Raw genomic sequence first — 25,663 nt, forward strand, 5'->3', positions numbered from 1 at the left:
ACAGAATGTAAATTTTTATTACTTCAATATTGTTTTGAAGAACTGAAGGTACTACGTGTTCAATTTTCGATTAGTGGAGAAAATGTACGCTCTCAAAAAGGAGTTGAACGAATAGGTGCAGTAAAAGAAGGAATATTTCGTAAACATAGAATTAAGGCAGATGGGACTATTCACGACAATATATTTTACAGTATTGTTGATACCGAATGGATTGATGTAAAGGGAAAATTGATTAACTTACTGGAGAAGAAATACTGATTTAATTCACAACAATGGATTAATTTTTCTTTTAATAACATCTTCTTCTTCAACAAACGAGCGCAATTCTCTAATAAGGATTAGCGCATTTTTTATTTGACCCTGTTAAACAATAGTATTGATTTTTAGAAATTCCAAAATTAAATTCAGAAGAACCATTCGATGGAAAACTAATGCATTAGAAATGTGCTTTTGCTTTTGGTTAGAAGGAACAAATTAGAACAAATAAGAGGAAAACAACTCCAATTGATATTATAATTTCACTTAATTTGTTATAATGAAGTGTTTTTAACATTTATTGAGGGGGAACATTATTTTTATGTCAATTGAAGTAGGCAGCAAGGTACAAGGTAAAGTAACAGGAATCACTAATTTTGGAGCATTCGTAGAATTACCTGGAGGATCAACAGGTCTTGTGCATATTAGCGAGGTAGCAGATAGCTATGTAAAAGATGTTAATGACCATCTTAAAGTAGGCGACCAAATTGAAGTAAAAGTGATTAGTGAGAAAGACGGAAAAACTGCCTTGTCCATCAAAAAAGCTATAGATAGACCCGAAGGACAAACCTCTTCTTATTCACAACGCCCACCACGCCAAAGAAGCGTTGATAGCCGTTCCAAAGACTTTCATTCAAAAGGCAATTTCAAATCAAAGGAAAGTTTTGAAGATAAGATGTCTCGTTTTTTAAAGACTAGTGAAGAGAATTTGTCTACCCTTAATCGTAACACTGGAGCAAAACAAGGCGGTAGAGGCGGAAGACGCGGATAACCTGCAGCATTTTTAAATAATTCATCATATAGATTAGAGGCAAGCCTGAATAAACTGGCTTGTCTTTTTTGTTCAGCAATCTTAGCGCCTTTCTGGAACAAGGAAAGACGCTTATTTTGCTTTAGTGCTATATTTTTGAAATTTGAATTCGAATAATTGAATAGTAGGTACATCAGATTAGTCTATTTAATTAAACAGAGTACTTCAAAAGAGACTGGATATTTATGTTAATATATAGTTAGATAGAATTGGTTTAAATCCTTATTTTCCATAAATGAGGCTTCTATACATATTACAGCTAAATGTTTCTTAATCCGATCCTTATTTGTGAGGAATCTTAGTTAAAAAGGGTGAATTATGTTGGAGAAGTTCATGAAAAAAATAGGATTAATTTTACTGCAATTTACAATAGCTTGTGCTGGAATAATTTTAGTAGGGGCCCTACCTTCAATATTCCATCAAAAAGGACAATTGATTAACAATTTTTTTGATACGATTGGAGAGATTTTATTTGGATTAATTCACATTCAAGATTTGAAGATTGTGGTTAGAGGTGATGAATACATCATCTATCCATATATTGTAGAGGCTATTGTTTATTCATTCAGTATTCTATTTATAGCTCTAATAATAGCCTATTTATTTTCAATTGTTTTATCTATTTTCACAATGCTTCTTCCTAAATTAATTAGAGAAAAGATTAAATTTTTTGTATTAGTTTTAGAATCATTCCCAGATTTATTAGTAATCATTTTATTACAATTATTTGTTATCTACATTTATAAAAATACTGGTTTTTTATTAATGAAAGTTGTTACAGTGGGTGATGAAAGAGCCTTTTTACTCCCTATTATATCTTTAGCTATAATACCAACCGTTCAATTGTATCGAATAAGTATCCTACTGTTTGAAGAAGAACTAATAAAAAATTATGTCCTGCTATCAAAGTCAAAAGGATTAAAGTGGTCCTTTATATTATTTGTCCACGTTTTGAGAAATATAACGATTAGTTTGTTTTTTCACTCAAAGAAAACGATATGGTTTATGTTATCTGCACTAGTAGTTGTAGAGGTAATGAATGGAATTAAAGGAATAACCTTTTTTTTAACTCAAGTAATGGTACCAGAAGTTTTCACTATTATACTACTCGGCTTTTTTACTCCAATATTTTTCGTTTATCATCTTACCAAATGGATTATTGAACGCACTGTTAATAATGGAGGTTCTATTTCATGATAAAGGTACTTAAAAATCCACTATTTTTAATAGGATTTCTATTTATTATTGGACTCCTTATGACAAGTTTTATATATACTGCTATTGTAAACAGTGATGTAAGACAAATTCAATTATTATATGACAACAATGGAGATTTGTTAGCATCTTCACCTATTTCTCCAAGATGGGGTATTCCTTTCGGTACGGACCTGATAGGTTACGATATGTTAAGCAAGGTTTTAATTGGCGCAAAATATACGTTACTAGCTGCGATAAGTATAGCTGCATTAAGGATACTAATCTCAATACCATTCGGATTAATTTTAGGGTCATATTTATCTAAATTTACTAAATATTTAAATAGCATAATTGATATATTTCATTTTATACCACTTAGTCTTATTGCACTGTATTTATTGAGTCCCGTTCTATACTCAAGTTCTAATGGATTTGAGTACTCACTAACCGAACGTATTGTTATTGAGGTCATCGTTTTAACGGTACTAGCAGTTCCAGTTTTAGCTTTATTAATAGGAAACGAGACAAACGAATTATTTAAAGAAGAATTTGTAATAAGTTCAAAAATAATGGGTGGTTCCAAATTACATATAATAAGAAAGCATATTTTCCCTTTACTAAAAGCAAGATTTTGGATTCTTTTCGGTCAGCAAATTACGCAAACACTCTTAGTGATGGTGCATTTGGGTCTGTTCAATCTTTATTTTGGTGGCACAGTAATTACATATGGAGACTTTGCAGATCCTCCTAAATCTATGACTAATGAATGGTCTGGACTTATTGGAGGAACAAAAAACTACATAAGATCGGCTCCTTGGATTCCGTTGACACCAATCATTTGTTTTGCACTAACCATTTTAGCTGTTACATTAATGATCGAAGGATACAATCGGGTAAGTACAGGTAAGTCTTTATATGTAATAAGAAAAAAAGATAAAAAGAATAATACAGAGAGTTCCAGAAATCGAGTAAACACATCTAAATTTAAATTTCAGCGTTATAATCAATAAAAATTAAATGAGTAAAGGATATAGACATTGTGATACCTCTTGTATAGATAATTAAAGAGTCTATGGAAATAGTGAAAGATTGATCTTCAGCTATAGAGCGCTATTCTTGAATAAGGATGTCGCTCTTTTTCATTTATAGGGCCAGATTGTTGAACAACAACTTAAAGACTGTGAATAAATGTACTTAAACTATCTGGCAGTTTAATGGAATGAAATGATCGATAGTAGTTTCAATTTTACCTTTTTCTATTATTTTTCATGCAAAGGTTTGTTTCAACTGCTAAATAGTTGGTTTTCTAACAACAAAGAAAAATTGAGAAGAGCAGCGGACAGTATATTTTGTATTCAATCATTTTCGTGGGTTTCTTTATTCTACTCTGTCTCACAATTGCCACGTTTTCCATTCTGTTTCCGAGTCAATTTCACTGTCTTGAGAAAAAATTATAATGGCGGAAATAAGGGTAATCAATCAATATGGTTTTACAATGTAACATTCTTGTTTTACAATGAAAATATATTCATTCATCCAAAAAAGGAGAATCATATATGGAGTCAGATGATTATAAGTTTACAATAGTAAATGCTAATAATACGAATTTAGATGTAAGGAAACAAATGGCTGAAATTTTTGCTGAAGGCTTCACACAATGGCTTGGCTATTTTTCCAATGATAAAAACATTATTGCAAATGCCTTTGCTCATATGTTTGTTTTAGAACAATTTTATGTGGCTATAGCAAATGACGAAATTGCTGGAGTTACGGCATGTACTGATGGAAAAACTTTTTCTGTAAGATTAAATACAAAAGAGTTAAGAAAGCACTTAGGTTTCTTCAAGGGAAGCATTGCAGGGATTTTTTTAAAGAAGGAATTTGAAGCTCCATATGAAAATTTCCCTCCAAATACTGGATCAATTGAGTTTGTTGGAACAGCTCCGAAATTCCGTGGTCAGGGTGTAGCATCTCAAATCATCCAACATATCATTGAAAACACACCGTACAATGATTATGTCATTGACGAGGTAGCAGATACGAATATTCCAGCAATGCGATTGTATGAAAAATTGGGTTTTGAAGAATACAAAAGAAAGCCTATTCCTGAAAAGATAGCCAAGAAAAATGGAATCAACAATCTTTTGTCTTTAAAATATGTGAAAAAATAAAGATGCTTATTTACAAGGTAATAGAAAGGACGAAAAGGAGAGAGAAAGATTGCCTAGAACAGAAGAACAATATGAGGCAATGAGAATTGCAACAAGAAATAAAATTCATTCGGCAGCAATAAAGCTATTTGCTAAGAAAGGGTTTTCTGCTACAAGTGTGAAAGATATTGCCGAAGGGGCGGGAATCAGCATTGGGCTAATGTATCGTCATTATAAAAAGAAGGAAGACTTATTTAATGAGTTAGTTACCTATGCTGTAGAGGGGTTAGATAGGATTGTGAAAAGGTTTCAAAGTGATGCTTCACCAGTTGAGTTAATTAAACAATTTACACTGGAAATAATAAATGATTTTAATAAAGATGACGAATATGCGCACTTTCACATGCTTATGACTCAATCCTCAATTATTGAAGACCCTTCTCCTCAAATAAAACATCTTAAGAAGCAGAGTGAAGCCATGTTACATCAAACTACCCGGTTAATCGAAAAGGGTCAGAGAATGGGTCAATTTAAACAGGGAAATCCTATGGAGATGGCTTTTTTCTATTTTGCATTCATTCAAGGGTTAACGATGATGAAAATTACAATGAATGAAAAGTTCATAACTCCAAGTCTGGAAATCATAACATCTATTTTGATAGAGGATTGTATCTCTCCGTAACTTTTTTGGTTTCGACGAAACTTGTTCTTCCCTTTTGAAACTAAGTTGGTTTCTGGATCGGAAAAGGCCGAAAAGATAAATGGGAGAATCATGTATAGATTGTGAAACATTTTAATTAAAATATAGGGTGATTTAGTTCAATAGTGATCTTCCACAAAAAAGTTCAACCAGTAAAAATTGGTTAAATTTATATTACAATCAAGCGCAAGAGTTGAATAATAAGAAGTTCATCTTATGTAGAAAAAATTAAAAATCACAGTGGTTATTGCATTTCAAAAAGTAATGAAAATGTATATAACAGTTATATTAGCCCATAAAAACGCTTGGATTTTTCCAAGCGTTTTTCATCGATTAACTTCTATTCTTATTATTCCTGAGTAATATCTACAATAATTTCATCAAAATATTCTCCATCAATATAAACCTGTAACTTCCATAATCCTGATGACGGAAATAACACCGTTGAAATAGTGTGTCCGTTTATTACTTCATCACCATCATTACGAGGAGCTAATTTTTCTACCCCAGATTTTATAGGATTAATAGCTTCTTTTGCACCTTGTTTAAATGCTCTTACTTCCCATTTTTTATCAGAGATTTCTTCGGTTCCCCAAAAATGCCACATCCATTTTTGTCCATTTTCTGTAACAGTTTTAGAACCAATAATTCCAATACTACCTTCATTTCCAAACATTTCGCCATACTCATTAGTAAATGTCTGACTATTATCTTCCCATTTTTCTCCTTTAATTGTTTCTTCTGATTTACAAGCAGCTAAAACAAAAATAATACTAAACACAATCAACATCAAGAGTTTTTTTCTCAAAGAACTGCCCCCTTCATTTTGGTAAATCCTTTTTAGTCATGTACAATTTATAAACATATTCTAGCATGAAATTTCCATTTATTCTCAAAAAATAAGTTCATTTAATATTAAGTGAACTATCCTAGATATTTAATATCTTTCAAATCAAACACTGTAGTGTAATTCCTAATATTTGAGCAGGAGTAAGTTCCTTACCATCGATGATTTATAGGTGTCGCATTGATATAAAAAGGACAAACTTATTTGGATAGTTCTTCAAAAAATTATGTGAATCAAAAACTACATTTAAGATGTACTATTGATACAGTTAGTTGACTGTACTATTCAACAATAGAGCGCTTATCTTTAATAAAGGTAAGTGTTTTTTCCACCTTTTCAGAGGATTTGGATAAATAAATAGCGAATATCATCAATTCATCCTTAAATTTAGAAGAAAAAAGGAGATTTTAATGGAGATTTACTCATTTAGAAAAGATGTTGGGAAGAAAATTAACCAATTTAGTTCTGATTTTATTATGTCACGTGTAATTAACACTCACAAGCCAGCTCATGTTGGTTGTATGTATTTAGAAACGAATGGTGTTATAGGTTTTCATCAAGCTGTACTTCCTCAACTTTTAATTATTATTAACGGCAAGGGGTATGTTAGAAATGAAAATGAAGATTATTTTGAAGTTCAAGAAGGAGACGCCGTGTTTTGGACAAAAGGAGAATGGCATGAAACTAAGACGGAGACAGGATTAACTGCGATTGTCATTGAAAGTGAAGAGTTAGTTCCAGCATCTTTCATGACATTAATCAAATAGAAAAAAAGGTAAAAAAAATAAAGGATGCTGAATTTAGCTATACCAGAATTCATTTAGAAACCTTTGAAGAATAACAAAGTATTAGATCAGCTAAATAAAGCAGTTATAAAAGAATGAATAGGGGATTTGTAGTGGGTACTATCGTAGCAATTGGTGGTGGCGAAATAAGTGAATTTACAACTCTTATTATCGATAAAGAAATTGTTGATATGGCTAATAAGGAAAATCCAAAGCTTTTATTTATTCCAACCGCCAGTAATGATGAAACAAGTTACTGGGATAGTTTTAATAATTCATATAGAAAAAAACTTAACTGTGACACCGATGTACTATGGTTAATAAAGGAACAACCCTCCTTCAATGAAATAAAAAGCAAAATAATGAGTGCAGATATTATTTATGTTGGTGGTGGAGATACTCAACGTCTAATGAATGTTTGGGAGAAGTACAATTTACACATTGTATTTACCGAAGCGTTTCATAAAGGCACAATCTTAGCAGGAATAAGTGCAGGTGCAAGTTGTTGGTTTAATAGTGGAGTCCGTTTTAATAAATATGATGCTTTTAATAGACCAATTTTCTCTAAGATTGATGGAATAGGGTTGATCAATGCACTCTTTTGTCCTCACTTTAATCAACAGGAAAGATCTATACAATACAAAAAAATGATGTCGTTAAGTCAGTTTATAGGTTACGGTATTGAAGATAATTGTGCTTTAATATTCCAAGATTCGAAGTTGAAAATTATTAAATCAAACAATAATTCTAGAGGATATAAGCTATCTGTTAACGATGGACAATTAACGATAAGAGAACTTTGTAAAGGTACTCCTGCTTAACATCGAGTCATTTGGATCTTCAACAATCAAGCGCTTATCTTGAACAAGGATAGCGATTATTTCGTTTAAAGCCTAGATTGATAAAGATTAAAAGTAACTGAACATTTAATTTAGGATAATACATGGTGATAAATATTTTAGAAGTTCGAGGTGATATTTTGAAATTTACCTGCCTTTGTTGTGGATATATAACATTAAATGAAGAACCCCCAGACACCTACCAAATTTGTAGAATCTGTTTTTGGGAAGATGATGGTTACCAATATAAATTCCCAAATGAAACTGGTGCTAATTATGTTTCCTTTAGAGAAGCACAACAAAATTTTTTGAATTTTGGTGCTTGCGATTTGGGTAGTATAAAGTCTGTAAGGAAGCCAAATAAGTCTGATATAAAAGACCCTAATTGGAAACCGTTATAAATAAGATTTAATAGTATAAGTTGAGTTTATATTCAGCAATCGAGCGCTAGTGTTGAAGATCTAATTTCACGTTTTATCTAACTAAACTAAGTTAAATGCCTTTCCAGTTGGATATAATAATGAACAGTTTTGAAGAGAGGGAGGAAACTCCCTATTATTCTTAAAGCCTTAACTTCGTGTAAAATATCTATTAACACAACTAAATTAGAATAGTTAAAACGTCTTAAATCCTTGATAGTAATGGAATTGAGGCATTTATATATTTGATTATGAACAAACGATAAGTGTTATTAACACTTATTGCGGATTGAAACACCAGACACTATTCATATCTCTTTCTTCCGCAAGGGCCATTATATTGAATAAGAGGTTGCATAAAACCTGACTTTTATGTAGCTAACAGGATTCTGAAGAAGCCAAAAATGCTGATTCATCCACGATGTATAAACGATAAAAAGGAACAAAAGCCAATCCTTTGAATCGTAAGGGATTGGTTTTTTTGCTCACTTCATATAGATAAGCTAGTATACAACAGGTATAAAATTTAAAAAGAATCTTTTAAAATAAAAAGTGAAAATCGGTTTGACATTTAACATAAAATGGAATAATATAAAATGACAGTGAATACTGACATTTGTTTTGTGAAATGGAGTTAAAACATGAACAACAGTAAAAATTCAGGAAGTGCTGATAAACTAATGTTAGCAGCAATCAATCTCATAGCAGTTAAGGGGTACAATGGCGTTACTACTCAAGAAATTGCTCGCACAGCTGGACTAAGCGAAAAAACATTGTTTCGTCACTTCGGAAGCAAACGAAACCTTCTAGAAATGGCATTTGACCGTTTTCATTACGCGGAAGAGATGACAAAACTTTTTCAAGATCAGCTCGTGTGGGATTTACAAACAGATTTACTTCTCATCAGCCAAACTTATCATGAGATTATGAATCGTAATCGGAAATTGATTATGATCAGCATTAAAGAAGAAAATAATTTGCCTGGATTTCAAGAAAGAGCAAAGAAATCACCTCAAAAGTTACTGAGATTTTTGACGAATTACTTTAAATCAATGTATGAAAAAGAAAAACTAATTAAAATCGATCCAGAAACACAGGCACTATCTTTCATGATGATGAACTTCGGTGCATTTATGAACAATCTTGAATCCGATATGAATTTTCAAAATGTATCAATGGAAAAGTTTATAACAGAGAGTGTCCAACTATTCACTAGGGCTTTAACCCCCTAATATTTTTTTAAAACAAAATGTCAGTCAGTACAAACAGTCATTTATATGTAAACTTTTTTTAGAGGTGTACCGTTTGCAAAAATAGAAGACCACGTTAAACAAATTTCGAAACTCTAAATGCAACACAATTTAAGATACGGCCAAACTTACTCAAAAATTTTAACGTAGGGTTTTTCAAAATATTAATGGTATGCCTAGAAGATAAGATAATTTAAATTTAAGGAGGTTATTTAAATGAAATTTAGTAAATCAATAGTGTGGATTAATGTATTTACCGCAAAACCAGGCAAACTAGATGAATTGGTCACTATCCAAACTGAAGAATTACTTAACTTTAAGGGTAAAAGTGTTCCTGGTTGGATTAGTAGTCGTTGGCATCGTTCTGTTGATAGCAACAAGGCAATTATGATAACTACCTTTGAAAGTATTGAATTTCATAAAAGTTGGTTAGAAAAAACTGACTTCTCGGAACACCTAAACAAGATTAAACATCTAATTGAAGGAGCAGAAGGTGGGTACTACACGTTGGTGGAAAACATTGAAAACTAATAATTCGACTGAATTTTAAACTTTTTTAAAAAATAGGGGTCCCCTTATGCACATCGAACTAAGTAATTCCACCAATAAGCTGATCTTTCTAAATAGAAGTAGTAATAATATAAGAAAGGTTAATTGAGTTTTTGAAAATAAATAATCCCTTTATCCTTTTAGCATTGCTGATAAGTTGTTTTATGGCAGGCAGAAAGAAATTGTTCTTTACTTATTCAGCAATCTAAGCGCCATTCTTGTAAGAATGGCGCTCTTTTTCATTTATAGGACCAGATTGTGGAGCAACTTTATATTACGTAGTAGACTTTATACTGCACAGCATTAGGATTAAACCTTTTAGTGATTTTGTGAAAAGTGTACTTAATTTAATTAGTAGTTTTACAAGCAGAAAATGTACTGAATAAGTGGGAAAGGTATTTTATCTCTTCGTTCCAATTACTCGTGAAAGGTAAAAGTAATATTTTAGCTGTAAAATAACTTTGTGAATTCAATTTATGGTATTTTCTGTTGAGATAAGCCTTGCATAAAAGGTTTAAAAAGATTGTGTTAAAATGAATATAGTAACCATTTTTAAATAATGAGGGGTTTCATGTATAGAATAATGCTGATTGAAGACGATGAAAAAATTAGACAGATTGTCGCCGATACGTTGAAAAAATGGCAGTATGAAGTGGTAGAAGTGACCCAATTTGACCAGGTGTTAGCTGAATATAAGCAATCAGATCCACACCTCATACTCTTAGATATCAATTTGCCGGTTTTTGATGGATACTACTGGTGCCAGCAAATACGATCTGTGTCTAAGGTGCCGATTATATTCCTATCATCTAGACATCAGAATATGGATATCATTATGGCAATTAACATGGGTGGTGATGATTTTATCCAAAAGCCTTTTGACTTGGATATCCTCGTTGCTAAAATCAGTGCGCTTATCCGCCGGAAATATACCTATCAAGAAGATGAGAACATAAGCTTCCTACATCGAGGGTTGAAATTAAATGTGACTAATTCGACCATTGAATATAAGGGGGAAAGCTCGGAGTTAAGTCGGAATGAATTTATACTATTTCAACTACTGATGCGCAATATTGGAAAAATTGTTTCGCGTGAGGACTTAATGCAGGCACTATGGAATGAAGATCAATTTGTTGATGATAATACACTCACTGTAAACGTGAACAGAATGCGTAAGAAAATAGCTAACCTTGGGCTAGAAGAGTTTATTGTGACAAGGAAAGGAATGGGGTATTTGATAGAATGACCTTTCTTCGATACCTAAGCTATGAAAAGCCTTATATTTATCTGTACTTAACTTGTTTTTTGGTTTCAGCTGCTGTATTTTATACAGATAGCAATGGGGGGTGGGCATGGGGGACGTTCTTCTATGCCTTCACGCTAACATCGATGTTGTTGATTGGATTTATTTTGTTTCGCTATCAGCAAAACCTTCGTGTGGCCCGACAAATGAAAAATGTGACCTATGACAGTTTGTCGCTGGAAGGGGAATTAGCAAAACTCTATATCGATGAGTTGAATCGAGAACATATCCATGAAATGAATCGGTTACATGAAAAGCAGGAGGAACACTATGATTTTATCGTCTCCTGGTTCCACGAGATAAAAACGCCGATTGCGGTTCTTCACTTATTACAGCAAACTGGTATGAACGCGGATAGTTTAAGAGAAGAAATCACGAAAATCGAAAATTACGTTGATCAAGCCCTCTATTACGCTAAGCTAGATAGTTTTAACCAGGATTATGATATACAAAATTGTGATGTTATACAGATATCGAAAGAGGTTGTTAAGTCTCATTCGAAAACCTTTTTTTCAAAAAAGATTCGTATTGACATACAGGTTGATTCACTTGAGGTTCAAAGTGATCCAAAATGGCTGCAGTTTATCGTCAATCAGTTAGTGACGAATAGTCTGAAATACACAGATAATGGCGGGGAGATTACCATCTCAGCATGCAAAACGCTGCAAGAGAAACAGTTAATTATTCAAGACAATGGAATTGGAATTAGTGAAAAGGATTTGCCACGTATTTTTAATCGAGGTTTTACTGGAGAGACAGGACGGACGCACACCAATTCAACTGGCATGGGATTATATTTATCTCAGCAGTTAAGTAATAAATTAGGTCATTTTATTAGTTGTACATCCAAAGTGGGGGAGTTCACCGAATTTATTATTCACTTCCCTATTGATAGCGATCCTTATTTAGTCCTACAAAAAACACACGATGAGTAGAAATCACCGTGTGTTTTTTTCTTTAATAATTTGAAAATAAATAGATGTTGATGATACGTAAAAAATAAAATACGTTAATACAAACAATCCCATTACGGAAAAAATGATTGTTGTTAAGGATGGTAAATCTTCAATTACTAGGATGACTGAGTAGTACAAAAGATACCAACTGTGTACCAATCCAAGTAAGAGTGGCGGTAAAAATACGAACAATAATTGTTTCCGAATAATCTTTTTTAATTCTTTGTCTTCAACACCAATATTTCGTAATATCGCATAATGTTCCCGTTGTTCTGTTGCTTCGCGGAGCTGTTTGAAATAAATGACACTTCCTAAAGCAAACAATGCAATGACTGCAAAAAACGCAACAGAGAATAGGATTAAAGAGGACGACTCTGTATTAAGGGAATATTGATCTACATAGGCTGAATAATAAGCCCCATCCTTCTTCATCACCATATCGTAAATGTTTTGCGATAAATCATTGGATGTTTTCGGATCTTCTACTTTGTATATTTCATAAGAAGTAAGCGTGTGACTTGATTTTATGTTCGCAAAAGCTTCGTCTGAAATCACGAGTACAGAAGGTTGCGGGGCAGTATCTCCTCCAGGACTCGTTGGAATGCTTAGTAGCGGATATCTTATTTTCTTCACTAAACGAAAGGTATGACCCTCTAAAACAGTTATTGGCTTGGGACTTTTATATTTTGTCGGATCGTCTATTCCTCTTGTTAAAACAATCGCTTCTTCCCCTTCTAAATCTACCTTTTCTCCGACTTCACGTAAATCTACAATTGCATTTAGTTGTGATTCAGGGAATAGGTAAAATGCTTCTGTGTAATATGCCGGATAGCTATAAAACGTTTCTCTATGTGGTATTTTTTCTGTTTGAATTGCTGTGATGGTTTCATGACTTATAATTGGATTTGACTCACCCATCATTTGCTCGATTTGGTCTAGTGATTCGTCATCTGGCGTTGAAAAAGCAAAATGGTTCGGAAACTCTTTTTTTACAACTTCACTTTTCATTGCGTAGTCTACAGCAATAAAACCTACTGCAAAAATCACAACAGCACTAATCAGTGTATTAAACGTAAAGTTTACTGTATTTCCACGAATGGAAAAACGAAGGGAAGAAATCCATAACATCTTATTGCCTATATAGTAGTTTTTACTTTGACTTAGTTTTTGTAAAACCCAACCAGAAAACTGTCTGAAAAACAAATACGTACCAACAATCAAGGCAACAGTTGTAGAAAGTAATGTTGTATTAAAATGATCTTTCCATAAGTCTGTGTTTCCCGATAAGGTAATCGTGTAGTACGACGCTGCAATTAGTAAGATGGATAAAATCGCTAGAGGCATAGAAAATCTAAACGGTTTATCCAGTTTTTCTTTTGCATGAAATAATTCAACTAACTGCACACGGCGGACACTAAAATAACTTTGGATCGTAATGATGCAGATTAATAGAGCAAATAAAAGAATCGTTGAAACGATGGATTCAATTGGAAATGCAAAAGAAATATCTTCATTGTAGTGCATTAAGTTCATTAATACCGCTCCGAAAAATTTCGACAATAATCCACCGATTAAGATTCCACCAGATACAGTGATAACGCTCAATAATACCGTTTCAAAGAAAACCATTGTGGCAACTTGTCTTTCTTTCATCCCGTACCAAATTCTTTTTTACGTTGCTTCATGAAAAATGAGTTAGCATACAAGATAAAGAACACAATAAATAAAAAAACAACCATGGATGCAATGAATATAGCTGTTTTATAGTTATCTTTATTTTGGATTGCTGTAACTACATCCTCGTTAAACATTAAACCGGAAAAGGTAAAGTAAATGACGACCCCAACAAGCATGGAAATGAAATAGATAGAATAAAGTCTAAAGTTTCGTTTCATGTTGCGCCATGATAAATCGAACAAGCTCATCGGAAGTCGCCCCCTAGAGCGCTTTGACTCGTCAGGATTCGGTCAAAGAATTGTTTTTCCGATTGTTCTCCTTTAAACATTTCGTTAACGATTTTTCCGTCTCGAAGAAAAATCACACGCTCGCAATAGCTCGCTGCATACGGGTCATGAGTTATCATTAGAACAGTTGTTTTAAAGGTTTTGTTGAGCAATTGAATTTGTTCTAGTAGTTGGGTAGCGGATCGCGAATCCAGTGCGCCAGTTGGCTCATCAGCAAACACAATCGCTGGATTCGTTATGAGTGCACGCGCTGCAGCTGTACGCTGCTTCTGTCCACCGGATATTTCAGTTGGATACTGAGTTAGGATTGAATCTATATTTAAAGCTTCTATTAATTTAGCTAATCTATGTTCCATTTCTTTAACTGGTTTTTTTTGTAAAGATAAAGGCAGTAGGATATTTTCTTTCACAGTTAATGTATCTAGTAAGTTATAATCTTGAAAAATAAACCCCATTTGTTTTTGCCGGAATTCTCGTAACGCTTTCCTTTTTAAATCTAACAGCGATTGTTCCCCAATCCAGACATTACCGCTGTTAAAAGAGTCAATCGTTGATAGTGTATTCATTAATGTGGTCTTCCCAGAGCCTGATGGACCCATAATAGCGGTGAATTCGCCTTGTTCAATGGTAAGATCAATATTTTTTAAGATTTGTGACTTTCCATAAGATTTAGATAAGTTTTTTGTTTTTATAATTGTAGTCATTTTTTCGTCCTCCTTCACCCCATTACTATACTTGCTAATGTGCCCACCAAACCATCGATTTAACTACTTCTAATGTGACATTTTTGTCATGTTAGGTAAATTACTGCCTTTTTAATACTTGTATTTATACTTAAAAGATTGTATTTGAACTATAGGGTGATTATTTTTGTGAAAGAACATAACAAATGTAAAGTCATATACTGCGCAGTACAATGATACTATGCAATAGAATATTGATCTTCCACAAACGGGGGCTTTAGTCTAAATTCAAACTTCAGCAATCGAGCGCCATTCTTGAATAAGGATGTCGCTCTTTTTCATTTATAGGGCCATATTGCGGAATAAAAAGAACTCTGCTCAAGAATATAAATTGGTATAGTTACTTCAGCTGCCTTTCGACTAATAAGAGTAAAGACTTAACAGAATTCTTCGTCTCTATCAAATTTTAAATTAGTTGAAACCTGGGAAAAAATAAAATGAGTGACAGTTTGTGCGATTGGACTAACTTCATCTATGAATTTTTCTGCGTTAGCAAAAGTTTCAAACTGCATTTTAAACATGTAACAAGCACTCCCTGCTATTCGATAACAAAATTCTACGTTTGGAAGTTTCTCTATATATCTTCTAAAAGACTTATAGTCACCATTTTTAACGGTTGCTTCAATTATACATTGGATCGGTAAACCTAATTTTTCATAATCGACCACTAAAGTATTTTTCTTTATAATTCCAAAGGACTCCATCTGTCTTACTCGTTCCGTTACTGATGGGGAGGACAAATTCACCCTTCTTCCAAGCTCACTCATTGATAAACGGCTGTTATTAAGTAGTTCATCTAAAATCTTTTTATCAATTTCATCTATTTTCATTTTTAAAGTTTCCTCCAAATAATCGTTAATTTCATTCGTTATTTACTTAATAATCATTTCGGATTTAATGTGATTTAGTAATTTTATTTTCTATAATTAAACATAACAAGGAGGGACTTATATGGCAAGAATTGTTGAATCCCATTATGGGGAAACACCTTTCCAAAAACTACTAGGGCATAATAAAACTGTCATGGAAGGATGGAATCAGTTAGGTGATGTGTTAGAGAACGATGGAATACTAACATCTAATTTAAAGGAACAAGTAAGAAGAACATTAGCTCAAAGTAACGGATGTGAGTATTGTATGGCCAAAGGAAAACCGGATTCAGTTAATTTTGAAGAAAAAACATCAGTTGCAGTAGGATTTGCAGAAGTCTTTTTAAAACAAAAGAGTGATATAGCTGAATCAAGTTTTGATGTTTTGAGAGAATGTTTCAGTGAAGAGGAAATAAGTGAGTTGTGTGCATTTATTTCTTTTACGACTGCTTCACAATATTTTGGTGCAATGATGAAATTAGAACCTGAGAATAACCAATAGATTATTCAATAACAGCAGCTAGTAAAACACTTTTCAAATATTCAACAAACGGGCGCCATTCTTGAATAAGGATGTCGCTCTTTTTCATTTATAAGGCCAGATTGTCGAACAACAACTTAAAGATTGTGAAAAAATGTTCTTAAACTATAGGGCAGGCTTGTTTAAAAATGGACTTTCCAAAAAGGAATTTCTTTAGGGTTAAGAGAAATAAATGTTTATAACCTAATGTGGAGGAGAAAAACTTGATACGAACTGCAACATTATTAGACATTGCTGCAATTACCCTACTTAAACAAAGAATGTTTAAAGAAGTTGGTATGGAACATCTACTTATGGAAGATTTTGTTAATTCTGTTGAGGAGACCTACAAAAAATTGTATGAAACAGGAAAAGCTATTCATTTCGTAATTGAACACGAAAGTGATATTGTTGCTTGTGCTGGGGCATTTATCAAAGAAGATATTCCATACTGTTTTTATAAGGAAGAACAGTATGGTTTTATTGGTGATGTATATGTAGAGCCTCTGTTTAGAAATCAAGGCTATGCAAAAAAGTTAACAAACGAAGTGTTAGATTGGTTTTCTAAAAAAGAAATCAATACCGTCCGTTTATTAGCTAGTAATAATGCAAAAAAACTATATAAATCATTAGGATTTAAAGAAACAGACCAGATGATTTTACATAGATAGATTGGGTTTGTTGTTCCACTAACGGGTAGCAAGAGTCATAGATCAGAGCTGTCATATTGGCAGCTTTTCTTATTGTACTAACGGAGCAGATATATACAGTATAGTTTAATAAATTAATTTGGGTATTTATGGTAAAATTTATTGGAGGGATTTTTAGAAAGGAGTTAAACCAATGTTAAGAATTATTGAATGGATTGGTTATATAATCTGTTTAGGTTCCGTACTGGCAAACGGTTTAATACGTCATAATGGCAACCCTAATACCCTTTGGGATAGAGTTACATTTTTTTCAGTTTTCGTAGGTACAATCATCACCATTGTTGCATTCTTGTTTAGAAAATATGGTGGTCACAATAAAGAAAATAGAAAAGAGTTTATGAAGTGATTATTGCACTAACAGGTGCTTACCTTTAGAAGGAGAAGTGCCCTTTTTTGTTGAAGTTATTGCAATAAAGGAGCAGAAGAGTTGAATAAAAAAGGGGGGGCTAAAATTGAATAAAATATTGTTAATACTGTAAGGTTTTCTTTTATTGACAGGATGTAATACAAACTCACAATTATCTTATACAGAAGTAAGTAAAGAGAGCCTTAACAAAGATATTCAATCATTTTTCCAAAGTGTTAAAGAAGAAAATGGGGTTCACCTTTACTTTGATAACCAGAATACAGCTATGTTTGTATATTTGAATGGGTCCAATGTTGTTCAAGGTGAAGAAGCTATTTACTTTACTGGATTTGATGTTGAAAGAGTTAATGAAACATTAAACATTTTATATAAAAGTGATAAAACATCTGATTATTCAAATTCTTCATTGGAGCACGAGCTTTTCTATAAAGTGAACGTAGATAAAGATTATGAGGAAGCCAAACTCTTTAATAATGGTAATGAGACACACTTCGGTACAATATCAGGGAATAACTGATTTCACTATTGAAGTAACGGGTGCAAGAGTTGAGAATCAGGGCTGTCGTTGTGGCAGTCTTTTCTTATTGTGCTTACGGAGCAGTTTAGTTTAAAAAGGAGCAAATGTTGTTAGAATTGAATAAAAAAAGCCCTTCATGATAACATGCAAGGGCAGTCATTCTAGTAATATCGTTAGATCAGATTGATTGTAGCGTAGGCCGGATGATTATCTCATTAACTCCAGCATCATCTGGTTCATTTATAGCAAATGCAATTGCTCTAGCCACACTGTAAGGAGAAATGCTAGGATAATCTTGATACTCATCAAGAACTCCTGTTGCTGTCATTCCCGGTGAGATGTTCGTTGAACGAATATGAGAGGTAGGAGACTCTTCTTGACGAAGACCTTCCGTAATAGCACGTACGGCAAATTTGGTCGCACTGTATACAGTTGTACTTGGAATTACTTTGTGTCCCATAAGAGAAGATATATTGATAATATGTCCTGATTGCTGGTTCCTCATCGTTGGCAAAACCGATGCAATGCTATACAGCACACCTTTAATGTTCACATCGATCATTCGATCCCAATCATAGATTTTAAGTTCATTTAGAGGAGAATTCGGCATGATTCCAGCACTATTAATAAGTACATCAATACGACCATACTGTTCCACAGCAAACTGGGCGAGTTTTTGCATGTCTTCCACCGAAGTCACATTGGCTTGCATATAAACAGCCTTTCCACCTTCCTTATTAATTTCGTTCACGATTGTTTTGAGAAGTTCTTCTCTTCTGGCAGCCAATACTACTTTTGCACCGTTTTGGGCTAAAAACTTAGCGGTTGCTTCTCCAATTCCACTCGATGCTCCTGTTATAATGATTACCTTAGATTTCAAGTTTTCCAATTGTTATCGCTCCTTTAAGTAATTTCAATGTTATTTCCGTATTCAAAACATATTTTATTCAATACGTGTTGTTTATAATGCAGCCGTTGATTATTATTATAGAGAGAAGAAAAGTTATTACAATCGCTAATAATCACTCTTTTGTGTGATATACAACAAACGTATGAATTTTGTTGATGAAAAACGGAGGTGAATTAAATATGGCTATTGGAAATAAAACTGATAGACGAATTCTTAGAACAAAAGAAGCCATAAACAGGGCGTTTCTTGAAGTTTTTTCTGAGAAGGAATTTGATCGAATCACTATAAATGATATTTCTGAACGAGCAAATGTAAATCGAGGAACCATTTATCTTCACTATACGGATAAATATGACCTACTCAATAGGTGTATAGATGATCACTTGGACAAAATGATTTCTTCTTGCACGTTAACTAAGTTTATACAGGAAAAAGTTGAAGAGAATGAGGCTATAGAGGCTCTGAAATCTTTATTTAATTATATTCAGGAGAATTTTCTATTCTTTTCTTCGATGCTCTCTAGTCAAAAAACTTCAGTATTCAGAGAACGTATACAAAAAACCCTTACTTCTAGTATTCAAGAAAAGATCGATATGCAAGGTATTAATCAAGGGATGGACAAGGAATTAATTATACAGTTTACTGCAACGGCTTTTGTAGGAACTTTAGAATGGTGGATTATGAACCAAATGCCGCATCCACCCGAATATATGGCAGATCAAGTTTGGACATTGTTTGAAAGGAATAACATAAACTCCTAAATTTATTAATATGGTTGTAGCTTCCGAATAGTTTTATTGAACTAAAGGGTGCAAGAGTTTAAGATGGGATCGCTGCGGCGAACTTTTGTTTGTTCAGCTAACGGGCAGGTTCGCTAGTGAAGGATTTTCATAAATAGAAATCGAAATAAAACATATTCATCCAAAACATAGGGGGGAATGAAATGTGGAAAGAATTTGTCAATACCATCTCGAAGGAACATCACTTTAAAGACCCTGCAACAAAGTTTGAGATTGGTCAAATTCAAAAAGAATTAAATGTTGAATTACCAGAAGAAATAGCTACCTTACTTAATGAAACAAATGGTGTATTCGACAACTGGAATTGTCCTTTGATTTGGTCAACTTCTCAAATTATTAAGGACAATTTATTTTATAGAAATTTTGAAGATTATAGAGATATTTATATGCCATTTGATAATCTTTTCTTTTTTTCAGACGCAGGTAATGGCGATTTATTTTGTTATGCAATATTAAAAAATGGGACCATTGAAAAAAATGATATTTATGTTTGGAATCACGAGGATGATAGTCGAACCTGGGTTGCAGCTTCATTAAAAAATTTTATTGAAGGATGGATTACTGGTGAGATTGGTGTTTAGTTGGTTTGAAAAAAAAAGTTTGTGAAGAAATACACTTAAAGTAACGGGGAGCCTTTAGTTCAATAACGATCTTCCACAAAACCTGCTAATAGTAATAATTTTTGATCTTCAACAATAGAAGCGCCATTCTCGAATAAGGATGTCGCTCTTTTTCATTTATAGGGCCATATTGTTGTGGATGAGCAGGGAATATTCACACATTCGCTGAAATATATAGGTATAGGCATTAAATAAATTGGGTTTCAAATGACGAAACCCATCTTAGGAGTTGATTGGAAATGGAAGCACAGGTGAATCAAATTGAATTGAATGGACTCACTTTTCAATATCGCGAGAGTGGGGAACCTTCTGCACCACCGATTGTTGCACTTCACGCGCTAGGAAAAAGTGCAGAATCATGGGATCATGTGGCTACAGTATTAGGAGAAAAATACCGCGTTTTAGCTTTAGATCAACGGGGGCACGGTGGGAGCACGAGAACTGGTACATATACTTTTGAATTGATGTGCGATGACTTGCTTCATTTTGCGAATGCTATGAATTTGGGACGGTTTACGCTACTTGGTCATTCCATGGGGGGAACAGTATCCTATCTTTTCTCGCAAACATTTCCTTCAAGGATAGAACGGTTGATTGTTGAAGACACCCCCCCTCCTTTTCTGGATAAGGCAATTGAAGTTCCTTCTAAACCTTCTGATCCCCTACCGTTTGATTGGCAGGTTGTGCCTTCGATTCTACAGCAACTTAATGAACCTAATCCCGAATGGTGGGCGCGTCTTACTGATATTATAATGCCAACTATTATTATAGGGGGTGGGTCCAGTTATATTCCTCAAAACAAATTGCAGGAAGTTTCTGAGCTTATTCCGAATTGCGAATTGGTGACAATAGATGATGCTGGGCACTTTGTGCATGATGATAATTTACCAGCCTTCTTAGCTACCTTAAAAAATTTTCTTAATTCATGAGTTTCCGAATCCTTTCACTGTTACCCTAATTCTTATTAAACAAACTAAGCGCCATTCTTGAAGAAGGATGTGCGCTCTTTATCATGTTAAGGGCCATTTAATGGAATAACCACTTTATTCCTCACAATCAGGCGCCCCTTTTGTTGTGACCTTTTTCTATTAAACCTCTGGGGCAATTATTCTAAGTAATTATTCTTTTTCATAATACAGAATAGCTTCTTCCAAGAAAATCATTACTTCTTTGTTAACTGGATACAAATTCAAATCTGAAGAAATCTCCTCTGATTTACGTGTTTCCCAGAATTTATCGGCTAATTCTGCATTCCCCTTAAAGGTTTCATTAGATAAAAGCAGAGTATCCTCTGCAATCAATTGACCTTCTCGAGAGTCAGGTGTTTTCCTTTCATCTAAGCATAGCTCGATTCGCTTGATTAAATTAATCCACTTCGCCATTTGATGTGGGTCGCTCTCCATTTTTGGCAACTGTTCGTCTAACGCTGCTCTTTCCTCTTCGTTGAATAATTTTTCCATTACCTTCTTCTTTCTTTGCAGCTTTAAGGATTGATTTTCTTCTGAGAGTAGCGGCAATAACTGATCCCAATGAATATCACCTTCCAGTTTTAACGTATTAAAAAGTGTATTGGTATAATCCAGTGATTGTTGTAATTGTTTGATCTCATGTTCAAGCTGTTCTTTATGTACGGCAAGAGTTTTTTGGATGGTAATCCGGCTAATTATTTTTTTGATATCATCTAACGACATGGAAGTGGCTTTAAGTAATAAAACCTTTTCCAACAACAGCAAATTTTCAGGGGTATAAAATCGTTTCCCATTATCCTCTTTTAATGCAGGCTCCACCAGCCCGATTTGGTCATAATAGCGAAGAGTTCGTAAGGATAGATTTAGTTTTTTCGAAACCTCTCCTGTTGAAAAATAAGTCATAAGAACAATTCCTCCTAAAAAGTGCTTGCAGGTTACGTTACGTCACCATTTAACCTAAATGTAGCATACTTAAAGTGTAGGGGGAATCTTAGTTTGAAGAAAGATACATTTGAATCGATGGAGTGGACGTATAGGGAGCTTAGTCTATTACTCTTACTTACACTCGTAATTGTTCCTATAGGAATTGAGTTTTTATTACATGATTTTCTTTACCAAGTATTTTTAGATAGCCTTTATTCTGGAACAATTACAGGCCTTGTGATGGGAACTGTGTTTACACTCGGAGTATATTTTATTGCCTTAAGGCCCCAGCGTTTGGGGTGGAATGTAGTAGGGCTGCGTTCCATTTCCAGAACCTACTGGAAATGGATAATAGTTTGGACAGTTGTTTTAATAGCAGCTAGTATACTGATATTAACCCTAATGGACCTATTGCAGATAGGCGTAGAAAACAGGAAAACAGAATCATTGAAGGGAAATATGACTTGGTTGACTTTTAGCATCGGGTTTATCTCAGCAGCTATAATTTCTCCGATATACGAAGAAATCTTTTACCGTGGCTTTCTCTATAAATGGGTTAGGGTGAAATGGGGAGTAAGCACTGGGATAATATTTAGCTCTCTCATCTTTACGATTGTTCACATTCCTACTTACAACACTCTGCCTGTAAACTTTATCTCTGGAATGATATTTGCATGGACATATGAAAAGTCGGGTTCTATTTTACCTGGAATTATTATACATGGAACGTTTAATGGGATCGCAATTATTCTTACGGCCGTAGCTTAAAATTGTTCCGAATAATAAAGTAAACGAGATGTATTCTTCTGTTAAGAAGCCGTTCTGCAATACCTGTACAACACTATTATAAAAAGTGACTTTAGACCTATCTCTAAAGCTCTCTTGTATTATTTATGATATTCAGCAATCAAGCGCGAGTGTTGAAGATCTAATTTTACATTATTTCTAATTTAGCAAAGTTAAATGCTATTCAAGTTGGATATAATAATGAACAGTTTTGAAGAGAGGGAGGAAACTCCCTATTATTCTTAAGTCTAAACTTCGTATAAAATATCTGTTTCAATCCACTGGTACCTACTTTATGAATCACAAAATATTTTAATCTCCATTTATTGAAGATACATTTCTTACAATATCCAGCAGAAGCATGGATAATGTACCTTATCCTATACCAAAAATACCTTTTCTAAATTGTTTTTTTTGTAAGTAGTATTATTGGCTGGTGTGAGTCTGGTATGGAACTAGATTCATTCCCGCCAACTTATGCTCTATATACATGCTAAAATCATGGTTCAATACTCAATCCAAAACCCTCCAACATTCACCCCTTTCATCTCCTCAACAATCCCATCATCACTTACAAGTTTCATAGAACCTTTTGCAAACAAGAAGTAAGTATCATACGAGTAATCTTCAACTGATAAAATTTCCACCTTCGTAATCAATTGGTCATCAGGAGTTGTAACGGATGTTATTTTCACACATTCAAAGCTTTGAACACATTGATACATTTCCTTACTGCTTATGTAGTTCTGGAATGAATACGGATGAGTAGGAATTCTAAAAATATTAAAAATGAAGATTATAATTAAAATGAGTATGAATTTCTGCCAATATTTATTTTTTTCTTCTTTGAGTTTTAAACATATAACTAGAGCGACTAATGAATAAAGAGCAATCCAACTAACCCAAGTTATATCAAAGATAATGACGATAAAGAGGGATATCATGGCTCCGAAGTGCAAGTAGCGGACTATATTTGAGAGTGATTCGGGAAGGTACCTGCTCCAGTCGTCTTTTTCAGCTTTAATAAATATTTGATAATAGTATAAAATTACGATGATGATCAAAAATATAATATCGAACAAAATAGTAATTCCCCCTATTTATAACTTCCTCATCTTTTCTCCAGACTCTATGATAATGTTCACATGTGATGCTGTGCCACTATCAACATGGTTTTTTATATCCGAAATATCAATCATCGTCTCGATTTTTACGTGTTTGTTTTCTTTGGCCTTTATGGCTACATTGTATGGAGCGTTTATTCCTAAGAGAGATAACATATTTACATCTTCCTCGAAAAGATAAGTTTCGTAAAAATTGATGTCAAAAGACACGTTATCCCAGCTGTTATTATTTATAAATGAGAATTCACAAATAGCTTGCATTGTATTGTCAGAAATCATATCAAAACTGCATTCACTTGTTTCTACTTCATAGGAAATGGCATAAATACCTGTTGCGAAAGTCTTTTGATAAGTATCTGCAAGGAAGTGGGGTAAAAACAGAGCGCAAACAATGCCAAGCAGTATAAAACGTCCTTTATGTTTTTTAAACGATTTTGAAAGGAAGAAAAGACTGGTGATTAGGAAAAGTAATGAAGTGATTCCAACGATATGTAGGCCATTTTCCATTTGAATTGGAATATTTAATATGGAAGCAACTGATTCACCGTATGGATATTTATGTGGAAAAGGAAAGTTTAAAGCAATTGAGATAACAAAAAGAATTAGAGAAAGAAATAGCAGTTTTTTATTTTTTAACATAATAGCCTCTCAGATACTTAGATTTATAATAAGAAACTTAAAACGTGGGTTATTTGTATTTTTATGGAATATATATTATTTTACCACAAATATCCAAAAAACAACCTGGACCTATATTCCGGATAGTAAATAACTCCTCAATTTTTAAAAAATCTAATTTCTTTATTTAATCTACTGGAAATATATGATAATAATGTAGTGTTAAAGGAAATCGAAAGGGGTCACACGAATGCGATCAAGGCTAATCTATGCCCTAATATGTACATTGGTTTTTATAGGAGGATGTAGTATGGAAAAAGAATTGCCAAATACAGCTGCGTTTCAGGATGAGTTTACTAGTAGCTTGTTAGATTCCACTGAAGAAGTCGAAGAAGGACACTATTTATTAGAATCAGATACAGGTGGATATTCCATGCTATGGCCTAAAAATGCGGTTACAGATGGTCCTCCGTTCTATCAAAGAACAGGGGATAGTTTTGAAAAAATACTATTTGATGATGTAAACGAAGAAGAGAATTATCTAAATTCATTTAGCACGACCTATTCAACATATGGTGAGAGTGCAATTGAATCGAGTCTAAATCTATTAAGTGGTTCAGTTAAATACTTCGGAGAATATGAAAAAATAGAAGCAGGAAAAAACCGCATTTACTATGCAAAATCTGTAGAACCGTTAGAAAACTCAACTTCTTACCGCTTTTTTGGGTATATCGTCTCGAAAGATGATCAGAAAGGCTTAGAATATGTATTTATAGCTAGGTGTTTGGATAAGTCTAAACCTAATTGTGATATAGATGTTGAAAAGGAAGAGGAGAAAGCTTTACATTATATGAAATCAGTAACATTCAATAAGGATGAATAGAGGAAAAGGAATGAGCTATTCATCCGGGAACTTAATAAAGAAAGCTTACAATTACATATCTAAGTAAAGTTTACTAATCTATAGAATAGTTAAGGACTAGTAAACTTTAAACTTCTCCTATATATATTAGAATCCTCCTTATTCCTCACTAGTGAAAAATATCCACACCTAATACATGGTACCTATATTCCGAGTAGTAAATAACTCCTTAAATTTAAAAAATCTAATTTCATCATTTAATCTACTGGAAATATATGATAATAATGTAGTGTTAAAGGA

General features: G+C 33.4%; 31 protein-coding genes. 22 read left to right on the top strand and 9 right to left on the bottom strand.

Annotated elements, in window-relative coordinates; translation table 11 throughout:
- The 6 genes from BK577_RS24365 to BK577_RS24390 form a co-directional block, all read left to right on the top strand.
- The coding region (locus tag BK577_RS24365) for a GNAT family N-acetyltransferase (protein WP_139367457.1) at positions 1 to 258 on the top strand (258 nt) is incomplete at its 5' end.
- A gap of 319 nt (positions 259 to 577) precedes the next feature.
- Positions 578 to 1,027 (top strand): S1 domain-containing RNA-binding protein, encoded by a 450-nt coding sequence (locus BK577_RS24370; RefSeq protein ID WP_078435393.1) that lies wholly within the window; start codon positions 578 to 580, stop codon positions 1,025 to 1,027.
- Between the two features lie 372 nt (positions 1,028 to 1,399).
- A complete protein-coding gene (locus BK577_RS24375; protein WP_078435394.1) occupies positions 1,400 to 2,263 on the top strand; it encodes an ABC transporter permease family protein in 864 nt (287 codons plus the stop codon).
- Positions 2,260 to 3,273 (top strand): ABC transporter permease, encoded by a 1,014-nt coding sequence (locus BK577_RS24380; protein WP_078435395.1) that lies wholly within the window; start codon positions 2,260 to 2,262, stop codon positions 3,271 to 3,273. Before BK577_RS24375 ends, BK577_RS24380 begins: the two co-directional genes overlap by 4 nt.
- Before the next feature lie 546 nt (positions 3,274 to 3,819).
- A complete protein-coding gene (locus BK577_RS24385) occupies positions 3,820 to 4,434 on the top strand; it encodes a GNAT family N-acetyltransferase (RefSeq protein WP_078435396.1) in 615 nt (204 codons plus the stop codon).
- Between the two features lie 49 nt (positions 4,435 to 4,483).
- The gene (locus tag BK577_RS24390; protein WP_078435397.1) at positions 4,484 to 5,095 is read left to right on the top strand and encodes a TetR/AcrR family transcriptional regulator; all 612 of its coding nucleotides are present in this window, start codon (positions 4,484 to 4,486) and stop codon (positions 5,093 to 5,095) included.
- Positions 5,096 to 5,462: 367 nt separating this feature from the next.
- Here BK577_RS24390 and BK577_RS24395 read toward each other — a convergent pair whose 3' ends face one another.
- A complete protein-coding gene (locus tag BK577_RS24395; protein WP_078435398.1) occupies positions 5,463 to 5,921 on the bottom strand; it encodes a DUF4871 domain-containing protein in 459 nt (152 codons plus the stop codon).
- Between the two features lie 449 nt (positions 5,922 to 6,370).
- Between BK577_RS24395 and BK577_RS24400 the strand changes: the two genes are divergently transcribed.
- The 7 genes from BK577_RS24400 to BK577_RS24430 all read left to right on the top strand — a co-directional run bounded on the left by BK577_RS24400 (position 6,371) and on the right by BK577_RS24430 (position 12,040).
- Positions 6,371 to 6,727 (top strand): cupin domain-containing protein, encoded by a 357-nt coding sequence (locus BK577_RS24400; RefSeq protein ID WP_078435399.1) that lies wholly within the window; start codon positions 6,371 to 6,373, stop codon positions 6,725 to 6,727.
- Positions 6,728 to 6,858: 131 nt separating this feature from the next.
- Positions 6,859 to 7,566, top strand: coding sequence for a Type 1 glutamine amidotransferase-like domain-containing protein (locus BK577_RS24405; RefSeq protein WP_169908486.1), 708 nt, complete (start codon positions 6,859 to 6,861; stop codon positions 7,564 to 7,566).
- Between the two features lie 158 nt (positions 7,567 to 7,724).
- Positions 7,725 to 7,985, top strand: coding sequence for a CPCC family cysteine-rich protein (locus tag BK577_RS24410; protein ID WP_078435640.1), 261 nt, complete (start codon positions 7,725 to 7,727; stop codon positions 7,983 to 7,985).
- A gap of 659 nt (positions 7,986 to 8,644) precedes the next feature.
- Positions 8,645 to 9,235 (top strand): TetR/AcrR family transcriptional regulator, encoded by a 591-nt coding sequence (locus BK577_RS24415; RefSeq protein WP_078435401.1) that lies wholly within the window; start codon positions 8,645 to 8,647, stop codon positions 9,233 to 9,235.
- Between the two features lie 234 nt (positions 9,236 to 9,469).
- Positions 9,470 to 9,784 (top strand): antibiotic biosynthesis monooxygenase family protein, encoded by a 315-nt coding sequence (locus tag BK577_RS24420; RefSeq protein ID WP_078435402.1) that lies wholly within the window; start codon positions 9,470 to 9,472, stop codon positions 9,782 to 9,784.
- Positions 9,785 to 10,373: 589 nt separating this feature from the next.
- Positions 10,374 to 11,048 carry a response regulator transcription factor gene (locus tag BK577_RS24425; RefSeq protein WP_078435403.1) on the top strand — a complete coding sequence of 225 codons (675 nt, stop codon included), beginning with the start codon at positions 10,374 to 10,376 and terminating at the stop codon, positions 11,046 to 11,048.
- On the top strand, positions 11,045 to 12,040 hold the full coding sequence (locus BK577_RS24430) for a sensor histidine kinase (protein WP_078435404.1): 996 nt from the start codon (positions 11,045 to 11,047) through the stop codon (positions 12,038 to 12,040). The genes BK577_RS24425 and BK577_RS24430 overlap by 4 nt, the downstream gene beginning before the upstream one ends.
- A 3-nt stretch (positions 12,041 to 12,043) precedes the next feature.
- Here the strand turns inward: BK577_RS24430 and BK577_RS24435 are convergent, their stop codons facing one another.
- From BK577_RS24435 to BK577_RS24445, 4 genes are all read right to left on the bottom strand, one after another.
- Complete coding sequence (locus BK577_RS24435) at positions 12,044 to 13,714, bottom strand: FtsX-like permease family protein (protein ID WP_218970510.1); 1,671 nt, start codon at positions 13,712 to 13,714, stop codon at positions 12,044 to 12,046.
- Complete coding sequence (locus tag BK577_RS26290; RefSeq protein ID WP_218970511.1) at positions 13,711 to 13,986, bottom strand: hypothetical protein; 276 nt, start codon at positions 13,984 to 13,986, stop codon at positions 13,711 to 13,713. Before BK577_RS26290 ends, BK577_RS24435 begins: the two co-directional genes overlap by 4 nt.
- Positions 13,983 to 14,729: an ABC transporter ATP-binding protein gene (locus BK577_RS24440; RefSeq protein ID WP_078435405.1), complete on the bottom strand. Its 747-nt coding sequence runs from the start codon at positions 14,727 to 14,729 to the stop codon at positions 13,983 to 13,985. Before BK577_RS24440 ends, BK577_RS26290 begins: the two co-directional genes overlap by 4 nt.
- 416 nt (positions 14,730 to 15,145) lie before the next feature.
- On the bottom strand, positions 15,146 to 15,598 hold the full coding sequence (locus BK577_RS24445) for an Lrp/AsnC family transcriptional regulator (RefSeq protein ID WP_078435406.1): 453 nt from the start codon (positions 15,596 to 15,598) through the stop codon (positions 15,146 to 15,148).
- A gap of 121 nt (positions 15,599 to 15,719) precedes the next feature.
- Here BK577_RS24445 and BK577_RS24450 point away from each other — a divergent pair, with 121 nt between their 5' ends.
- From BK577_RS24450 to BK577_RS24465, 4 genes are all read left to right on the top strand, one after another.
- Complete coding sequence (locus BK577_RS24450) at positions 15,720 to 16,139, top strand: carboxymuconolactone decarboxylase family protein (protein ID WP_078435407.1); 420 nt, start codon at positions 15,720 to 15,722, stop codon at positions 16,137 to 16,139.
- Between the two features lie 242 nt (positions 16,140 to 16,381).
- Complete coding sequence (locus tag BK577_RS24455) at positions 16,382 to 16,828, top strand: GNAT family N-acetyltransferase (protein ID WP_169908488.1); 447 nt, start codon at positions 16,382 to 16,384, stop codon at positions 16,826 to 16,828.
- Positions 16,829 to 17,000: 172 nt separating this feature from the next.
- Positions 17,001 to 17,213, top strand: coding sequence for a hypothetical protein (locus BK577_RS24460; protein ID WP_078435409.1), 213 nt, complete (start codon positions 17,001 to 17,003; stop codon positions 17,211 to 17,213).
- A gap of 145 nt (positions 17,214 to 17,358) precedes the next feature.
- On the top strand, positions 17,359 to 17,751 hold the full coding sequence (locus BK577_RS24465; protein ID WP_078435410.1) for a hypothetical protein: 393 nt from the start codon (positions 17,359 to 17,361) through the stop codon (positions 17,749 to 17,751).
- A 178-nt stretch (positions 17,752 to 17,929) separates the two neighbouring features.
- Here BK577_RS24465 and BK577_RS24470 read toward each other — a convergent pair whose 3' ends face one another.
- Positions 17,930 to 18,640 carry an SDR family oxidoreductase gene (locus BK577_RS24470; protein WP_078435411.1) on the bottom strand — a complete coding sequence of 237 codons (711 nt, stop codon included), beginning with the start codon at positions 18,638 to 18,640 and terminating at the stop codon, positions 17,930 to 17,932.
- Between the two features lie 200 nt (positions 18,641 to 18,840).
- Between BK577_RS24470 and BK577_RS24475 the strand changes: the two genes are divergently transcribed.
- The 3 genes from BK577_RS24475 to BK577_RS24485 all read left to right on the top strand — a co-directional run bounded on the left by BK577_RS24475 (position 18,841) and on the right by BK577_RS24485 (position 21,010).
- Positions 18,841 to 19,422: a TetR/AcrR family transcriptional regulator gene (locus tag BK577_RS24475; RefSeq protein WP_245823605.1), complete on the top strand. Its 582-nt coding sequence runs from the start codon at positions 18,841 to 18,843 to the stop codon at positions 19,420 to 19,422.
- Between the two features lie 182 nt (positions 19,423 to 19,604).
- The gene (locus tag BK577_RS24480; protein ID WP_078435412.1) at positions 19,605 to 20,042 is read left to right on the top strand and encodes an SMI1/KNR4 family protein; all 438 of its coding nucleotides are present in this window, start codon (positions 19,605 to 19,607) and stop codon (positions 20,040 to 20,042) included.
- 278 nt (positions 20,043 to 20,320) lie between these two features.
- Positions 20,321 to 21,010, top strand: coding sequence for an alpha/beta fold hydrolase (locus BK577_RS24485; protein ID WP_078435413.1), 690 nt, complete (start codon positions 20,321 to 20,323; stop codon positions 21,008 to 21,010).
- 189 nt (positions 21,011 to 21,199) lie between these two features.
- Here BK577_RS24485 and BK577_RS24490 read toward each other — a convergent pair whose 3' ends face one another.
- The gene (locus tag BK577_RS24490; RefSeq protein ID WP_078435414.1) at positions 21,200 to 21,952 is read right to left on the bottom strand and encodes a MerR family transcriptional regulator; all 753 of its coding nucleotides are present in this window, start codon (positions 21,950 to 21,952) and stop codon (positions 21,200 to 21,202) included.
- 93 nt (positions 21,953 to 22,045) lie between these two features.
- Between BK577_RS24490 and BK577_RS24495 the strand changes: the two genes are divergently transcribed.
- On the top strand, positions 22,046 to 22,741 hold the full coding sequence (locus BK577_RS24495) for a CPBP family intramembrane glutamic endopeptidase (protein WP_245823606.1): 696 nt from the start codon (positions 22,046 to 22,048) through the stop codon (positions 22,739 to 22,741).
- 524 nt (positions 22,742 to 23,265) lie between these two features.
- On the opposite strand, the gene BK577_RS24500 is transcribed toward BK577_RS24495, so the two are convergent.
- Positions 23,266 to 23,841 carry a hypothetical protein gene (locus tag BK577_RS24500; RefSeq protein WP_078435415.1) on the bottom strand — a complete coding sequence of 192 codons (576 nt, stop codon included), beginning with the start codon at positions 23,839 to 23,841 and terminating at the stop codon, positions 23,266 to 23,268.
- Between the two features lie 18 nt (positions 23,842 to 23,859).
- On the bottom strand, positions 23,860 to 24,522 hold the full coding sequence (locus BK577_RS24505; RefSeq protein ID WP_078435416.1) for a hypothetical protein: 663 nt from the start codon (positions 24,520 to 24,522) through the stop codon (positions 23,860 to 23,862).
- Positions 24,523 to 24,811: 289 nt separating this feature from the next.
- Between BK577_RS24505 and BK577_RS24510 the strand changes: the two genes are divergently transcribed.
- On the top strand, positions 24,812 to 25,384 hold the full coding sequence (locus tag BK577_RS24510) for a hypothetical protein (protein ID WP_078435417.1): 573 nt from the start codon (positions 24,812 to 24,814) through the stop codon (positions 25,382 to 25,384).
- Positions 25,385 to 25,663 lie beyond the last annotated feature (279 nt).

It is taken from the genome of Metabacillus halosaccharovorans (assembly GCF_002019635.1).
In the GTDB taxonomy this organism is placed as follows: domain Bacteria; phylum Bacillota; class Bacilli; order Bacillales; family Bacillaceae; genus Metabacillus; species Metabacillus halosaccharovorans.

What these genes read in the sequence shown, in the direction of transcription:
- BK577_RS24440 (WP_078435405.1), bottom strand. Translation starts at nt 14,729, where the DNA reads ATGACTACAATTATAAAAACAAAAAACTTATCTAAATCTTATGGAAAG.
- BK577_RS24380 (WP_078435395.1), top strand. Translation starts at nt 2,260, where the DNA reads ATGATAAAGGTACTTAAAAATCCACTATTTTTAATAGGATTTCTATTT.
- BK577_RS24415 (WP_078435401.1), top strand. Translation starts at nt 8,645, where the DNA reads ATGAACAACAGTAAAAATTCAGGAAGTGCTGATAAACTAATGTTAGCA.
- BK577_RS24450 (WP_078435407.1), top strand. Translation starts at nt 15,720, where the DNA reads ATGGCAAGAATTGTTGAATCCCATTATGGGGAAACACCTTTCCAAAAA.
- BK577_RS24475 (WP_245823605.1), top strand. Translation starts at nt 18,841, where the DNA reads ATGGCTATTGGAAATAAAACTGATAGACGAATTCTTAGAACAAAAGAA.
- BK577_RS24375 (WP_078435394.1), top strand. Translation starts at nt 1,400, where the DNA reads ATGAAAAAAATAGGATTAATTTTACTGCAATTTACAATAGCTTGTGCT.
- BK577_RS24480 (WP_078435412.1), top strand. Translation starts at nt 19,605, where the DNA reads ATGTGGAAAGAATTTGTCAATACCATCTCGAAGGAACATCACTTTAAA.
- BK577_RS24445 (WP_078435406.1), bottom strand. Translation starts at nt 15,598, where the DNA reads ATGAAAATAGATGAAATTGATAAAAAGATTTTAGATGAACTACTTAAT.
- BK577_RS24460 (WP_078435409.1), top strand. Translation starts at nt 17,001, where the DNA reads ATGTTAAGAATTATTGAATGGATTGGTTATATAATCTGTTTAGGTTCC.
- BK577_RS24485 (WP_078435413.1), top strand. Translation starts at nt 20,321, where the DNA reads ATGGAAGCACAGGTGAATCAAATTGAATTGAATGGACTCACTTTTCAA.
- BK577_RS24420 (WP_078435402.1), top strand. Translation starts at nt 9,470, where the DNA reads ATGAAATTTAGTAAATCAATAGTGTGGATTAATGTATTTACCGCAAAA.
- BK577_RS24425 (WP_078435403.1), top strand. Translation starts at nt 10,374, where the DNA reads ATGTATAGAATAATGCTGATTGAAGACGATGAAAAAATTAGACAGATT.
- BK577_RS24490 (WP_078435414.1), bottom strand. Translation starts at nt 21,952, where the DNA reads ATGACTTATTTTTCAACAGGAGAGGTTTCGAAAAAACTAAATCTATCC.
- BK577_RS26290 (WP_218970511.1), bottom strand. Translation starts at nt 13,986, where the DNA reads ATGAGCTTGTTCGATTTATCATGGCGCAACATGAAACGAAACTTTAGA.
- BK577_RS24400 (WP_078435399.1), top strand. Translation starts at nt 6,371, where the DNA reads ATGGAGATTTACTCATTTAGAAAAGATGTTGGGAAGAAAATTAACCAA.
- BK577_RS24435 (WP_218970510.1), bottom strand. Translation starts at nt 13,714, where the DNA reads ATGAAAGAAAGACAAGTTGCCACAATGGTTTTCTTTGAAACGGTATTA.
- BK577_RS24505 (WP_078435416.1), bottom strand. Translation starts at nt 24,522, where the DNA reads ATGTTAAAAAATAAAAAACTGCTATTTCTTTCTCTAATTCTTTTTGTT.
- BK577_RS24370 (WP_078435393.1), top strand. Translation starts at nt 578, where the DNA reads ATGTCAATTGAAGTAGGCAGCAAGGTACAAGGTAAAGTAACAGGAATC.
- BK577_RS24510 (WP_078435417.1), top strand. Translation starts at nt 24,812, where the DNA reads ATGGAAAAAGAATTGCCAAATACAGCTGCGTTTCAGGATGAGTTTACT.
- BK577_RS24430 (WP_078435404.1), top strand. Translation starts at nt 11,045, where the DNA reads ATGACCTTTCTTCGATACCTAAGCTATGAAAAGCCTTATATTTATCTG.
- BK577_RS24385 (WP_078435396.1), top strand. Translation starts at nt 3,820, where the DNA reads ATGGAGTCAGATGATTATAAGTTTACAATAGTAAATGCTAATAATACG.